The sequence below is a fragment of the Massilia sp. BSC265 genome (assembly GCF_000740675.1).
GTDB lineage: Bacteria > Pseudomonadota > Gammaproteobacteria > Burkholderiales > Burkholderiaceae_D > Telluria.
Genome location: NZ_JPXI01000039.1, coordinates 85,110 through 98,648, shown reverse-complemented (window position 1 = coordinate 98,648; position 13,539 = coordinate 85,110). Strand labels below are relative to the sequence as shown.

The 13,539-nt window shown below is 61.4% G+C and carries 13 protein-coding genes; 3 read left to right on the top strand and 10 right to left on the bottom strand.

The window, feature by feature from the left end; genetic code table 11:
* The first annotated feature begins 368 nt into the window (after positions 1 to 368).
* Positions 369 to 989: a TetR/AcrR family transcriptional regulator gene (locus MA09_RS19305; RefSeq protein WP_229440785.1), complete on the top strand. Its 621-nt coding sequence runs from the start codon at positions 369 to 371 to the stop codon at positions 987 to 989.
* A 69-nt stretch (positions 990 to 1,058) separates the two neighbouring features.
* Here MA09_RS19305 and fahA read toward each other — a convergent pair whose 3' ends face one another.
* Positions 1,059 to 2,381 carry a fumarylacetoacetase gene (fahA, locus tag MA09_RS19300; RefSeq protein ID WP_036252142.1) on the bottom strand — a complete coding sequence of 441 codons (1,323 nt, stop codon included), beginning with the start codon at positions 2,379 to 2,381 and terminating at the stop codon, positions 1,059 to 1,061.
* Entirely contained in the window at positions 2,378 to 3,679 is a 1,302-nt protein-coding gene (gene hmgA / locus MA09_RS19295) for a homogentisate 1,2-dioxygenase (protein ID WP_051933642.1), read from the bottom strand. The genes fahA and hmgA overlap by 4 nt, the downstream gene beginning before the upstream one ends.
* A gap of 121 nt (positions 3,680 to 3,800) precedes the next feature.
* Between hmgA and MA09_RS19290 the strand changes: the two genes are divergently transcribed.
* The gene (locus MA09_RS19290) at positions 3,801 to 4,703 is read left to right on the top strand and encodes a LysR family transcriptional regulator (protein ID WP_036252137.1); all 903 of its coding nucleotides are present in this window, start codon (positions 3,801 to 3,803) and stop codon (positions 4,701 to 4,703) included.
* 361 nt (positions 4,704 to 5,064) lie between these two features.
* On the opposite strand, the gene MA09_RS19285 is transcribed toward MA09_RS19290, so the two are convergent.
* On the bottom strand, positions 5,065 to 5,439 hold the full coding sequence (locus tag MA09_RS19285; protein ID WP_036252135.1) for a hypothetical protein: 375 nt from the start codon (positions 5,437 to 5,439) through the stop codon (positions 5,065 to 5,067).
* Positions 5,440 to 5,547: 108 nt separating this feature from the next.
* Here MA09_RS19285 and MA09_RS19280 point away from each other — a divergent pair, with 108 nt between their 5' ends.
* Positions 5,548 to 6,534 carry a LysR family transcriptional regulator gene (locus MA09_RS19280; RefSeq protein ID WP_036252133.1) on the top strand — a complete coding sequence of 329 codons (987 nt, stop codon included), beginning with the start codon at positions 5,548 to 5,550 and terminating at the stop codon, positions 6,532 to 6,534.
* Here the strand turns inward: MA09_RS19280 and MA09_RS19275 are convergent.
* The 7 genes from MA09_RS19275 to MA09_RS19245 form a co-directional block, all read right to left on the bottom strand.
* Complete coding sequence (locus tag MA09_RS19275) at positions 6,497 to 7,399, bottom strand: LysR family transcriptional regulator (RefSeq protein ID WP_036252131.1); 903 nt, start codon at positions 7,397 to 7,399, stop codon at positions 6,497 to 6,499. The two genes, MA09_RS19280 and MA09_RS19275, sit on opposite strands and share 38 nt — an antisense overlap.
* 107 nt (positions 7,400 to 7,506) lie before the next feature.
* The gene (locus MA09_RS19270) at positions 7,507 to 8,838 is read right to left on the bottom strand and encodes a DUF3138 family protein (RefSeq protein WP_081897696.1); all 1,332 of its coding nucleotides are present in this window, start codon (positions 8,836 to 8,838) and stop codon (positions 7,507 to 7,509) included.
* The gene (locus tag MA09_RS19265; RefSeq protein ID WP_081897695.1) at positions 8,838 to 9,797 is read right to left on the bottom strand and encodes an ABC transporter permease; all 960 of its coding nucleotides are present in this window, start codon (positions 9,795 to 9,797) and stop codon (positions 8,838 to 8,840) included. The genes MA09_RS19270 and MA09_RS19265 overlap by 1 nt, the downstream gene beginning before the upstream one ends.
* On the bottom strand, positions 9,794 to 10,696 hold the full coding sequence (locus tag MA09_RS19260; RefSeq protein ID WP_036252128.1) for an ABC transporter permease subunit: 903 nt from the start codon (positions 10,694 to 10,696) through the stop codon (positions 9,794 to 9,796). Before MA09_RS19260 ends, MA09_RS19265 begins: the two co-directional genes overlap by 4 nt.
* A gap of 10 nt (positions 10,697 to 10,706) precedes the next feature.
* The gene (locus tag MA09_RS19255; protein WP_036252127.1) at positions 10,707 to 11,828 is read right to left on the bottom strand and encodes an ABC transporter ATP-binding protein; all 1,122 of its coding nucleotides are present in this window, start codon (positions 11,826 to 11,828) and stop codon (positions 10,707 to 10,709) included.
* An 82-nt stretch (positions 11,829 to 11,910) separates the two neighbouring features.
* Positions 11,911 to 13,032, bottom strand: a complete 1,122-nt coding sequence (locus MA09_RS19250) for a polyamine ABC transporter substrate-binding protein (RefSeq protein WP_036252125.1) — start codon at positions 13,030 to 13,032, stop codon at positions 11,911 to 11,913.
* Between the two features lie 129 nt (positions 13,033 to 13,161).
* Positions 13,162 to 13,500 carry a cupin domain-containing protein gene (locus tag MA09_RS19245; protein WP_036252122.1) on the bottom strand — a complete coding sequence of 113 codons (339 nt, stop codon included), beginning with the start codon at positions 13,498 to 13,500 and terminating at the stop codon, positions 13,162 to 13,164.
* Between the last annotated feature and the right edge of the window lie 39 nt (positions 13,501 to 13,539).

The window sequence follows — 13,539 nt, the reverse complement described above, 5'->3', positions numbered from 1 at the left end:
CTGTTTGTCGGCAGACGTCCAGCGAAGTAAGCGTCGCCTCAGAAGTCAAAATGTGCCACAGCAGATGAACCATCACTAGGGGCAGTAGCAGTTGAGAAGTTCGCTATCGCCAGCACCTTTAATGTCGAGGTGCCGTAGTGATGTCTTCGTTCGGAACGTTGAAGCGAACTGGATGCTCGCCCAAGCCCGCAAGATCGCAGCTGCTCCGGTGGCCCACTTACCGAATTTATAGTGCCTGGACAAACCGCGTGACACCCGTACTCTGTCACGCGTCAACCGCTTTTGTTGGCAACTGCATCACGCGCGGCCAGCCGCCAAAGCGTCACAGCTTGGCGGAACACTGAAGCTCCGTGCATAATGGCCATTCGATGAATTACCCGGCAAAAATTTTGATGAAAAACCGGTCGCCGTCAGTGGAACGGATCTGCGCTGCAGCCGTGGCCCATTTTGCGGAGTTCGGCTATGACGGATCGTCGCTTAACGACATCGCTGAGCAGGTGGGTATCCGCAAGGCTTCGCTGTACGCGCATTTTTCCGGCAAGGACGCGCTGTTCCTCGAAGTCTACTCGGATGCCTTGGAAAAAGAGACCGAGTTCGTCCATGCCTGCTTCGCGATCGAGGGCGCGTACGGCACCGGGGAACAGTATTGCCGCATGATCGCGCGCCGCTATGCCGACTCGGTCTACCTGCGCTACCTGTTGCGTACCGCCTTCCTTCCACCCGCGGTCCTACGCGACGCCGTCGTGCAGGGCTACGAGGGGTTCATGCAGGTGTTGCGCGACCTGTTCTGCACCGGCCTGGCGCACCGTTTTATGCTTGAAGCGAAAGAGGTCAGCGTGTATGCCGACGCCTACCTGGGCATCGTCGACAGCCTGCACGTGGAGCTGGTGTATGCCAGTGAGGCGGCGTTCGAACGCAGGCGTGCTGCCTTGTGGCGCATCCTCTCCGATTCGTTGGCACAGGCGCCGGTAGCGAGGCAGGGCGCTTAGGCGCGTATCTGGCAACGCTGCAGCGAATAAAAGGCCCGCGCCGATGCGTGGGCCTTGTCGCAATGAGCCTCAGCGCGCCGCCAGCACCGTCCCGGCAACCTCGCCGAAGCCGATGCGCGGACGACCCGTCTGCTTGGCCCATCCGCGCATGACGATACGGTCACCATCCTCCAGGAACACGCGCTGTTCGCCATTTGGCAGAGTCAAAGGCTGCTTGCCGCCCACGGTCAGTTCCAGTAGCGAACCTGCTTCCTCGGCTTCAGGACCGGACTGGGTTCCCGAGCCGAGCAGGTCGCCCGGGCGCATCGCGCAGCCATTGATGGTGTGATGCGCCAGTAGCTGGGCCACCGTCCAGTAGGAGTGCCGGAAGTTCGATTGCGACAGCCGTGCCGGCGCCATGCCCTCGCGGCGCATGGTCTCGGTCTCGAGCAGCACTTCGAGCTCGATGTCGAAGCCGCCGGCGCCGCGCAGGTCAGCGTAGTCGAGGTAGGGCAGCGGCTGCGGATCGGCGGCGTCACGCTGCCAGGGCGCGCGGTAAGGCGCCAGCGCCTCCAGAGTCACGATCCACGGCGAGATCGTCGATGCAAAATTCTTCGACAGAAAGGGGCCGAGCGGCTGGTACTCCCAGGCCTGCAGGTCGCGCGCCGACCAGTCGTTCAGCAGGCACAGGCCGAACACGTGGCGCTCGGCGTCGGCTGCGGCGATCGGCTCGCCCTGGGCGTTGCCGCCGCCGACGAAGATGCCGACTTCGAGCTCGTAGTCGAGGCGACGGCTTGGCCCGAAGGACGGTTCGGCGTCAGAGCCTGAACGGACCTGGCCGCGCGGCCGGCGGAACGAATCGCCCGAGATGCCGATCGTGGACGAACGGCCGTGGTAGCCGATCGGTACCCATTTGTAGTTGGGCAGCAGCGGGTTATCTGGACGGAACAGCTTGCCGACCGCGGTCGCATGATGGATCGAGGTGTAGAAGTCGGTGTAATCGCCAATCTGTGCCGGCACGGCGTACTCGGCCTCGACCTGCGGCACCAGGAGTTCCGGACGCGGCGCGGCATCGAGGCGCAGCAGGCGCGAGAGCGCAAGGCGCAGTGCGGACCAGGCCTGCGGGCCGGCGTCCATCAGGGCATTGAGCTTGTCGCGCGCACCCAGGCTGGCGGCGGAGCGCGCCGCGTCGTCCGCGCCATCCAGCGCGTTCTCGAACAGCGCGAGATCGACGATCTGGTCGCCGATCGCCACGCCGCCCCGGAACGCCTGGGCGCTGCCGCGTCGGCGGAACACGCAGAGCGGCAGATTCTGTATCGGGAAGTCGGTGGTCCCGGTGTTGGCCGAGGCGACCCAGCTGGTCAGCAGCGGGTCGTGGGTTTCGTTCAATTGCGCGTTTTTATTCGGGTTCATTCCTGCTTCCCATCAAAGAATTTTTTGAAACCCTGCCAGCACTGGTAGTAGTCCGGCTGCAGTTGCTGCGAACCGAGCGCGTAGGCGGTCGGCGCAATGACGTCGCGCGTCTCGAACATGAAGGCCATGGTGTTGTCGACCTTCTGCGGCGAGCTGGTGTCGATCCCGCTCGCCTTCTCGAAAGTAGGCGCATCCGGCCCGTGGCCGCTCATGCAGTTGTGCAGGCTGGCGCCACCTGGACGGAAGCCGGTCGACTTGGCGTCGTACTGGCCGTCGATCAGGCCCATGAATTCGCTGGCCACGTTGCGGTGGAACCAGGGCGGACGGAAGGTGTCTTCGGCGGCGAGCCAGCGCGGCGGGAAGATCACGAAGTCGAGCGTATCGACGCCGGGGGTGTCGGACGGTGCCTGCAGCACCAGGAAGATCGACGGGTCCGGATGGTCGTAGCTGATCGAGCCGATAGTGTTGAAGTGGCGCAGGTCGTACTTGTAAGGCGCATAGTTGCCGTGCCAAGCGACGACGTCGAGCGGCGAATGTCCAATTTCCGCGGCCCACAGGTTGCCGCCAAATTTTGCCACGAGCTCGAAGTCGCCTTCACGGTCCTCGTAGCGTGCCACCGGGGTCAGGAAGTCGCGCGGGTTGGCTAGGCCATTCGAGCCGATCGGACCCATGTCGGGCAGGCGGAGCAGGGCGCCGTAGTTCTCGCAGATGTAGCCGCGCGCTTCGCCATCAGGCAGCGATACCTGGAAGCGCACACCGCGCGGGATCACCGCGATCTCTTGCGGCTCGAGGTCGATCACGCCCATCTCGGTTGCGATGCGTAGACGGCCCTGCTGCGGCACTACCAGCAGCTCGCCGTCGGCGTTGTAGAAGTAACGGTATTCCATCGGGCGGTTCGCTGCGTACAGGTGGATCGCGCAGCCGCTCTGCCGGGCTGGGGAGCCGTTGCCGGCCATGGTCACCCAGCCATCGATGAAGTCGGTCGGCACCTGCGGCATTGGCAGCGGGTCCCAGCGCAGCTGGTTCGGCGGAACGGCGACTTCATCGAAACGGCTCACGATGCGGACGTTCCCGATCTGGCGGAAGGGCTTGTGCATTGCAGCCGGTCGGATGCGGTACAGCCAACTGCGGCGGTTGCAGGCGCGCGGTGCGGTGAAGGCGGTGCCCGAGAGCTGTTCGGCATACAGGCCGAAGGGCGCGCGCTGGGGCGAGTTCTGGTGGGCGGGCAGGGCGCCGGGCAGGGCTTCGGTGGCGAATTCGTTGCCGAAGCCGGACTGATAACCGGTATGCGTGCTCAAGGCTTTCACGGGATCTCCTCAGGTTTTGGATGGCATTGATGGAGACAATGTAGTGCAGCGGCCGGACTTTTACGATATAAATAGAAAAATTATGACTATTTACGTTGGAAATGGGTGACTGATGAACCTGCGCGATCTCGATCTCAACTTGCTTATCGTGTTCCACGAAGTGTTTCGCGAACGCCAGATATCGGCCGCTGCCAAGCGCCTGAAAGTGACGCAGTCCGCTGTCAGCAATGCGCTGGCACGACTGCGCCGTACCGCGGGTGACGAACTGTTTGTTCGCACGACGGAAGGCATGCAACCGACGCCGTTCGCCGAGCGGATGGCGGAACCGGTGGCAGCGGCACTGGGGCACCTGGAGGAGGCCTTCAAACCCGCGCAGGCCTTCGATGCTGCGACGACCGGGCGGCATTTCACGATTGCGATGACCGACGTGGGCGAGACCTATTTCATGCCGAGGCTGATCGAGGCCTGCGCCGAGCAGGCGCCTCAGGTGGATATCGCGTCTGTGCGTGCGGGCCTGATCGATCTCAGGACGGAAATGGCGGCCGGCAGGGTTGACCTGGCAATCGGTGCCTTCGAGGACGCACCAAGCGTGTTCTACCAGAAGCGGCTGTTTCGCCAGTCTTACGTCAGCATGGTGCGTCAAGGGCATCCCCTCGGAGAGGATCTGGCGAGCCTGCAGCACTTCCGCGCCGCCCGGCACTTGGTAGTAACCTCGATGGAAAGCCCGTATGACTGCATCAACGAGGCCATGGCAAAGGCCGGGATCGTGCTGGCGTCGTCATTCAGCGTGCCGCACTTTGCAGCTGTGCCCTACGTCGTCAGCACCACCGATCTGGTCGCAACCGTGCCGCAAAAACTGGCCAAACGTGCGGCAGAGCCATTCGGGTTAACGATCCTGCCGTCGCCACTCCATCTGCCTGCCTTGCAGACCAATATGTTCTGGCACCGCCGCTACAATCAGGATGAGGGCAACCGCTGGCTGCGCGGCTTGGTCGGTGAGCTGTTCGGCGAATAGGCCGGACGACTCAGCCGAATAATGAACAAAACTCATAACCGATGCGAGGGAGCTGCGATTGACGTATATCCCCTGTGAACTCTAGGATGGTCACGCGTGATGGCCGCATCCGCTGCACAACGAGAGAACCGACACCTCCGGGCAGAGGTGAACGAACTCCACGAAGACAATCCCTGTATGCCGGAACCGCCGGGACGGCTTCCAGAAGTGAGTCGGAGCGCTGTCGACCAGGATCACGCACCGGGAGGGACTGCATGTCCGTACCAGATGCGTCGCCAGGTCCAATCCTGCCACGCGCGCGCCTGCAATCACGATAGTTTCCAGGTCTGTCCTCCGAAGATGATCGGCGCAGCGGCCGTTACTAGGCGACGGTCGGCACCCGTGTGCGCACTTGCAAGCGCACACGCCTGGCCGCCTGCACCGCGTCCTTAGAGCCGGCGATGACAAGTGCTTCATCCGGGCCCAGCTCGAGGGTTCGCAAGACTACCGAGTAGGGCGCCTTGTGGCCGCGCGCGCCGAAATCCGCTCCTGTAAGCACGACGGAAAAGATGTGGTGGGCGGTATCGCCAAAGCGCTCGCGCAGGCGCAGGCCGGCTTCCTTGTGCGGCAGATCGGTGACAAGGGCGCAGTGACAGCCCCTAGCGACCGCTTCATCAAGCAGTTTGCCCGCTTCGAGCGGCGCCGCCGTGTTGGTGTCGAATGCCGACAGGTCGAAGATGATCGCTTGTGCTGCCATGAGTCTCTCCTTGACTGTGAATGCTGCGTGTAGTTGACAGTTTCACTATAGGGTCAATCAAGATAAAATAAAAATCAGATTTTTCTAGAAATTGATAAGGAAACGCTTATGTATCCAGCGAGTTTCAAACAGCTCCAAGCACTGGTGCAGGTAGCCCGGCACGGCAGCGTGTCACGTGCCGCTGAAGCAATCCACGTGACCCAGCCGGCAGTATCGCTGCATCTGAAGCTGCTGGAAGAGGCTGCCGGCACGCCATTGACGCGCAAGCAGGGGCGGAATATCCAGATGACGGCGGCGGGCGAACTGCTGGTCGACTATGCGGAGCGCATCTTGAGACTATGGGAGGAAGCGGGCGACGAGATTGCCGCTTTCAAGGGCGTCACCAGCGGCACCTTGCGCATCGGGGCAGTGATGACGGCGGAGCACCTGCTACCGCCAATGCTGGTGCGCTTTACTACCGGCCGGCCGCACGTGCGAATCCGGCTGCAGGTGGGCTCGCGCCCTGAAGTGATCGGCATGCTGAGCCGGGACGAGATCGACCTAGCAATCATGGGCACGCCACCGCGCGAGTTTCCTACCAGTGCCAGCCGATTCGCGCGTCACCCGATGGCTTTCTATGCAGCGCCCGGTCATCCACTGGCATCCGCGCTGAAGCTTAGGTTGTCAGAGCTTACCGACCACAACCTCCTGGTGCGCGAACGCGGGTCGGGCACCCGTGCCGCCATCGAGAAGCTCTATCAGGATGCGGGCGCGCCACTGTCGATCGGGTCCGAGTTGTCGAGCAATGAAGCCATCAAGCAAATGACGGCGGCGGGCCTGGGCATCGGATTTCTGTCCGTGCATGCGTGCACGCTCGAGGTGCGCAACCGCCTGCTGGCGCCCTTGCCCGTTGCAGGTACGCCGGTATCGGCCGACTGGCACGTGATGCATAAGGCCGACCATGCGATTCCGACCGTGGCCGCCGCCTTCCATGAATTCATCGTCGAGCACGGGCAGCAGCTCATTCATGACGAGCTGGAACGCGAACGCCGGCCTGTGCGGCGCGTTGGAGGGCGACCTATAGCGGCTGCATCGCCGCGCGCAGGTCGCTCATGAAGGCCTCGATCACGTCGCTGCGCCTGCTCGCCTTGCGCGAGCAGGTGTGGATGGTCACCCGATAGGAGAGCTCGTCCGTGTTCAAGGGCTGGAGCAGCCCCAGCGCGACATACGGGGCGGCGAAATGGGCAGGCAGGAAACCGCAATAGCGTCCTGACATGATCAGCACCGCCACCGCCTCCATGTTGTCGGCGCGTGCGCTGTAGTTCTGCTGGCCAAACTGACTTTCGAATTCCGGCACCGGGTAGCTGCGTCCGATCCATTCGTAGTTGCCGACATCGACCGTCCCGATACGTTCGAGCGACCCGAAAAGCGCATGCCCGCGTCCGCAGTACGCGACCTGGGTCTCGACATAGAGCGATACGTACTCGAGCTCAGGCAGCTGGTGCCAGAAATAGCCGATGCCCATGTCGAGCTCGCCCGCCAGCATCTGTTCCTCAATCTCGTTCGGCGAGCGGTTGAAAATGTGGAAGCGCACTGCCTCGTCGCGCTCGCGGAAGCTTGAGATGGCCAGTCCCAGCTTCGCGTTCTGGACCGGATCGGTATGGCCAATCAAGCCGATTCGCAGCGAGCCGCTCAGCTTCTTCTCGATGTTGCGGGCTTCTTCGCAGAAGTCATTCACCACGTCGAGCATGCGCCGTGCAGCCTGGGCGAAACGGTCACCCTTCGGGGTGAGGCGAAAGCCGCTGCGGCCACGGTCGCACAGGCGAAAGCCTAGCCTGGCCTCCAAGGTGGACAGCTGGGTGCTGATGGTCGACTGGTTGACGTTCAACATGGCCTGAGCCAGGGACAGGCCACCTGCGTCTACCACCGCCAGGAAAACACGGATCAGGCGCAGGTCGAGGTCGGAAAGATTGGTGAGCATGGGAGAAGCGGCATGAGCCTGGACTGGATAGCAAATACATTTTCCAACAGGCATGGCGACGGCGTCAAATCGGCATTCTCCCGAATCGACACCGTCGCTTGGTCACGTCAGAAAGTCACCACGAGCGAGGTGGCTGCCAGCGTGTTGTGTTTGCGGTAGGCGCCCGTGGACTCGGCAAGAAAGGCCGCCTGGTCGGCACGGTCATAACGTACCTCGAACTTGAGGACGGCATTGTCCTTGATCGTGTAGTTGCCGCCGAGCGTCAGCGCCGCACGGTTGGCACCTTGCACCATGCCCGGCGTACCACGTGAAAGTGCAGCGGCCAGTGCGTCGGGGGTAGGGCCGAAACCGTTGCGTGCATCGCCTGCGCCCGGATTGATGACTGCAGGGTCCGTACAGCCCACGGCTTCACCGAACGCGTCGGCGCAGCCGGCGAACACGGTGCCGATGGTGCCGCCGCCGTTCTTGTCGTTCTTCAGGTAGTCGGCGCGCGCAACCAGTTCCAGGCGCGGCGTCAGTTTGAAGGCGCCCTGCAACGATACGCCGGCCCACTGCGCATCGCCGCCGTTGAAGGCCATGTTCTTCCAGCGCCCGACGTTGATCTGACCGTTCAGGGCCCAGTCGCCGCGCATGAAGAACACGTCGGTTGAAAGCATGCCGATGCGCTGGTCGAAGTACTTGCCGAACTGGCCGGTCACGCCGACGCCGCTGAACTCGTCGTTGGCGAAGTCGGTTCGGAACACTATAACGGGATTGCGGTCGCGCTCACGATGGCTCGCACGGTTCATGTTGGCGAGCAGGATCTTGGTCGTCCACGAACCGTGTTCCAGATCTACGCCGGCACCTGCATAGTAGCTCGCCTGGGTAAAGTCGAACAGCAGGTTGTGGGTCACCAGCTTGGTCTGGTGCGCCAGGAAGTATTCGTAGCCGGTAAAGTCGGCGAACTGGCCCGCAACAATCCGTGTGCCTTCGGCCTTCAGAGGAATCGAGACGGTTGCCTCGTGGACAATGGAACCGATGTTGAAGGTCGAGCTGGAGCCCTTATGCGGCACCAGCTGCAGGTGCCAGCGTGTACCATTCTGCATCTCTTTCTTAAACTCGAGCATGGCCATGCCGAAGAAGGAATTATCAAAGGCATAATCTGAATCCTGGCCGGCAGCACCGCGGTCGACTGCGTCGAAGTTGTTCAAGAAGTTGAACCCGGCGCTACGCCGGTTACTGCTGGCGATATAGGTTGGATCCATCATGCCGCTGATCTTGAGGCCATCCTGGCCGGACTCATCGCGGGCATCTTCCAGCGCGTCGAGCTTGAGTTGTAACTTGCGCACATCAGCGCGCAGCTGCTCCACCTCGTTGCCATTAGCCCAAGCAGGGCTAGCAACCAACAGGCATGGCAGTACGCACGAGAACATCAGGCCAATTCGCTTCTTGTCTCTCATTACTTCTCCTTGAGTGCTTCTTGTTGTGGTTGGAATGAAACCGGTGTCCTGACCAAGGGCATTGGTGTCCGAGGCAGACCTGCAGACGGGGTGGACGCAGCACCTGAGATAAGGGCGCCGTGTGTTGCGGCTACCTGCGCGGTTGCCACAGAAAGTTTTTCCTGAAGGCGCTTGCGGCGGGCCCGGGCTTCGGCCAGTGCCGACAGAATCACGCAGACCGTGACGACGAGGATCGTGACCGCTGCGACCGCGTTGACGGTCGGGTTCACGCCAAATTTGGCGCGCGAGAAGATCACAACCGGCATGGTGGTGGCGCCCGGGCCGGCGAGGAAGGCTGAGATCACCACGTCGTCGAAGGAGAGAGTAAAGGTCAGCAGGAAACTCGACAGCAGGGCAGGTGCGATCAATGGCAGGGTAACCAGGAAGAACACCTGCACCGGACGAGCCCCTAGATCCTGAGCAGCCTCCTCAAGCGAGATGTCAAGCTCGCGCAGGCGAGAAGCAACGACCACGGCGGCATAAGCCATGCCCAGCATAGTGTGACCGATCATGATCGTGAACCAGTCGCGCTGGCCAACGCCGAACCAGTCCTGCACTGAAACCAGAAGCAGCAACACTGACAAGCCGAGGATAACTTCCGGCATCACCAGCGGCATGTTCAACATACTGCTGAATAATACGCGGCCGCGGAAGCGTCCAAAGCGCACCAATGCATAAGCGCCGAGCGTGCCCAGCACTACTGACAACAGGCCGCAGAAGAAGGCGATTCTGAGCGACAGGTAGAAGCCGCTCAGCAGCTCGTCGTCGCGCAGCAGGGCTTCATACCACTTTAGCGAAAACCCACCCCATATGGTGCCCAGCGGAGACTCGTTGAACGAGAACACCACTAGCGAAAGGATGGGGATGTAGAGGAAGATCAGGACGGCGGCCATCCATGCGCGGGGGAACCATTTGTTCATCGCTGACCTCCTGTATCACGTTCCTGTACCTGGTTGAAAAGCGCCATCGGTATGAGGATCAGAAGGATCATGACCACCGCGACAGCCGATGCCATGGTCCAGTCGTTATTGCCGAAGAATTCATCCCACAACACGCGGCCGATCATCAGGGTTTCTGGGCCGCCCAGCAGCTCAGGGATGACGTATTCGCCGACGGACGGAATGAACACCAGCATGGAGCCAGCCAGGATGCCGTTCTTCGACAGCGGCACCGTCACCAGCCAGAACGCCTTCCAGGGCGGAGCACCCAGGTCGGCGGCGGCTTCGAGTAGGCGTACATCGAGCTTCTGAAGGTTGGCGTAGAGCGGCAGGATCATGAAGGGCAAGTAGGTATAGACCATGCCGAGGGTCAGCGAGAATGGCGTATGCAGCATGGCTATCGGTTCCTGGATGATGCCAAGGCCAATCATCAGATTGTTAAACACTCCGTTGTTGGCTAGCAGCCCCTTCCACGAATAAATCCGGATCAGGAAGGATGTCCAGAATGGCAACATGACCGCCATGAGCAGAAGCGGACGCATGTGTTCCGGCGAGCGCGCCATGAACCAGGCAAAGGGATAGCCGAGCAACAGGCAGCACATCGTGCTGATCAAGGCATATTTGACTGAGGACAGGTAGGCTGAGATGTACAGAGGGTCACTGAACAGGAACAGGTACTTGCTGAAGTCGATCCGCAGGTTCAGTACGCCGTCGGCGAAGGACCAGGGGCGCGCGACGCTGACGGCTTCCATCTGCGAAATGCTGAACTGCAGGATGATCAAGGCCGGAATGGCGGTCAAGGCGAGAAGCCAAAGCATGGGAGGCGCCAGCACGAGGCGCCGGCCGCCATGGTGGTGCAGGGAAGATCGAAGGGCGGTCATGCATGCTCTCCTATTGGGCAACGATGACCATGGCGTCCTCGCTCCAATGCAAGTGGACCTTGTCGCCCGGATTGAATCCGAGGTCGTCGTGGCGGTAATGGTTCAGGTGGGTAACCTTGACGCGCTGGCCGTCGCCCAGGCGCACATGGAAGGTCGTCAGGTTGCCGTAGTACGACAGTTCCTCGACCGTACCTGGCACGGTATTATGGGATTGCCCGACCGGATGCTGCGAGATCGAGATCTTTTCTGGGCGCAGGGCCACGCCTGTGGCAGCACCCCGGGTCCCACCGACATTGCGGCCGACGCGGATCGTGCAGTTGCCGGCGTGGATCAGCGTATGGTCCGACTGGACGTCGGCAACGTTGCCTTCGAATAGGTTGACGCTGCCGATGAAGTCGGCCACGAAGCGGCAATTTGGCGATTCATAGATGTCCTCTGGCGTGCCGACCTGTATGAAATGGCCCTGACTCATGATGGCAATGCGCGAGGCCATCGTCATCGCTTCTTCCTGGTCATGCGTAACCATTACGCAGGTCACGCCTACCTTCTGGATAATGTTCACCAGCTCTAGCTGGGTCTGTTCGCGCAGCTTCTTATCCAACGCGCCGAGTGGCTCGTCGAGCAGGAGGAGCTGTGGGCGCTTGGCCAGTGAACGGGCCAGTGCGACGCGCTGCTGCTGGCCGCCAGAGAGCTGGTGTGGCTTGCGCCGCGCATACTGTTCGAGCTGCACCAGGCGCAGGTTCTGCTCTACACGCTCGGAGATCTCGCGTTTTGGCAGGCCGTCACGGCGCAGGCCGAAGGCAATGTTCTCCCACACCGTCAGGTGCGGGAACAAGGCGTACGACTGGAACATCATGTTGATCGGCCGCTCGTAGGGCGGCAGAGCGGCAATGTCGCGCCCGGCCAGCATGATGCGACCTGAGGTGGGCGTCTCAAAGCCGGCCAGCATGCGCAGCAGCGTCGACTTGCCGCATCCGGAACTGCCGAGCAGTGCGAAGATTTCGCCTTTGCGCACACTCAGGTGAATATTGTCGACCGCCGTCACGGCACCGTCGAAGGTCTTGGTCAAGCCTTCTATCGACAGGAATTTTTCGTTGTCGGGCAAAGCGTTGCCCTGGCTGTGTTCCGCCATGTCTGTCTCCTCTACTTCTGTGTATTCATGGTGCGCCGGCGGGGACGCTCGCGCGCCCCCGCGCAGTTCGACTTCCCGGCTTTTACATCCCGGTCTTGAAACGGGTGTACAGGCGTGTCATCAAACGCCGGGTATTCGAATCGACGGTATCGGGTGGGACCATCTTCTTCATGTCTTCCGGCGTCAGGAACACCGCCTTGTTCTGGGCGATTGCCGGCTTAACGTGCTTCAGTGACTCCTTATTCGCGTTCGCGTACAGCACCTTGTTGGTAATCGACGCGTGGACTTCCGGACGCAGAATGTAGTTCATCCACAGGTGCGCGTTCTTCGGATGCGGGGCATCAGCCGGGATCGCCATCGACTCAAAGGTCAGCAGGCCGCCGTTGGGCGGTACCATCGCTTCAATCTTCTGTCCGGTACGGTTGTCGATGGCACGTTGGCGCGCGGCGTTGATGTCACCCGACCAGCCCAGGGCAAGGCAGATAGAGCCGTTTGCCATGTCGTTGATGTAGCCGGTGGTCGAGAACAAGGTCACGTAGGGGCGGATCTTCTGCAGTGCCGCGAACGCGGCCTGGTAGTCAGCCGGATTCCTGCTGTAGGGATCCTTGCCGATCGCGTGCAGGGCTGAAGGCAAGACTTCGGATGCAGCGTCGAGCATCGACACGCCGCAGGACTTCAGCTTCGAGACGTACTCTGGCTTGAACAGCAAGTCCCAGGGATTGGCCGGCATTGGCAGGTTGCCGAGTGCCGCCTTGACCTTGTCGACGTTGATGCCGACCGTTGTGTAGCCCCACAGCCAGCTGACCAGATACTGGTTGCCTGGGTCGACCTTGGCGATCTGGGCCTGGATGGCAGGATCAAGGTTGTCCAGGTTGCTCAGCTGGCGCTTGTCCAGCTTCTGGAACAAGCCGGCCTCGATCTGCATCTTGGCCCAGACCGAGTTTGGTACAACGATATCGTAACCTGTGCGGCCGCCCACCAGCTTAGCGTGCAGGATTTCATTGGTGTCGTAGATGTCGTAACGTACCTTGATGCCAGTCTCTTTTTCAAAATTGGCGACCGTTTCAGGGGCGATGTATTCGGCCCAGTTGTAGATGTTGAGGACTTTTTCCTCTTGGGCGGAGGCGCTGGAACAGGTCAGTGCGGTGGCGATGGCGGCAAGTGCGGTGCAACGGTGGAACAGGGATCGTGTCGTTTTAATCATGTCAATTCTCCTGGTCGTTGGGAAGGGGGCAAAACGGCCGGCAAGACGATCCCTGTCCGCCTGCAGCTGGCATGCCGCAGGCGGGCGTTCGGTGTCTCCTGGGATGTCCGGCCCGGACTGCCGCGGAACTTACTCGAGCACGACGTAGAACTTCTGCGCGGCCTCGAGCGTGATCCAGCGGCCGGCGAAGCCCTTGGGCAGCAAGTAGCCTTGGCCGGCGCCGAACTCGCGCCGTCCGCCCTGTTCGTCGACCAGGGCAATGCGGCCGGTGGTGATCCAGCAGGCTTCGTCATAGGGCATGGCGGGGAAGTCGACTTCGCCCGGCTGACCCTCCCACAGGCCTACCGCATAGCCGGCGTTCTTGCCGCTGGCGGCACGCCAGTCACTTTCGTCCATGCCATAGTCGAGTTTCTGGAACTGGGCGAGCCCGGCTTCGAGCGCGATGATGTCGCTGACGGTTTTGCTCATATTGATCTCGTGGGTGTAGTTATCGGTTGTGATGGATTA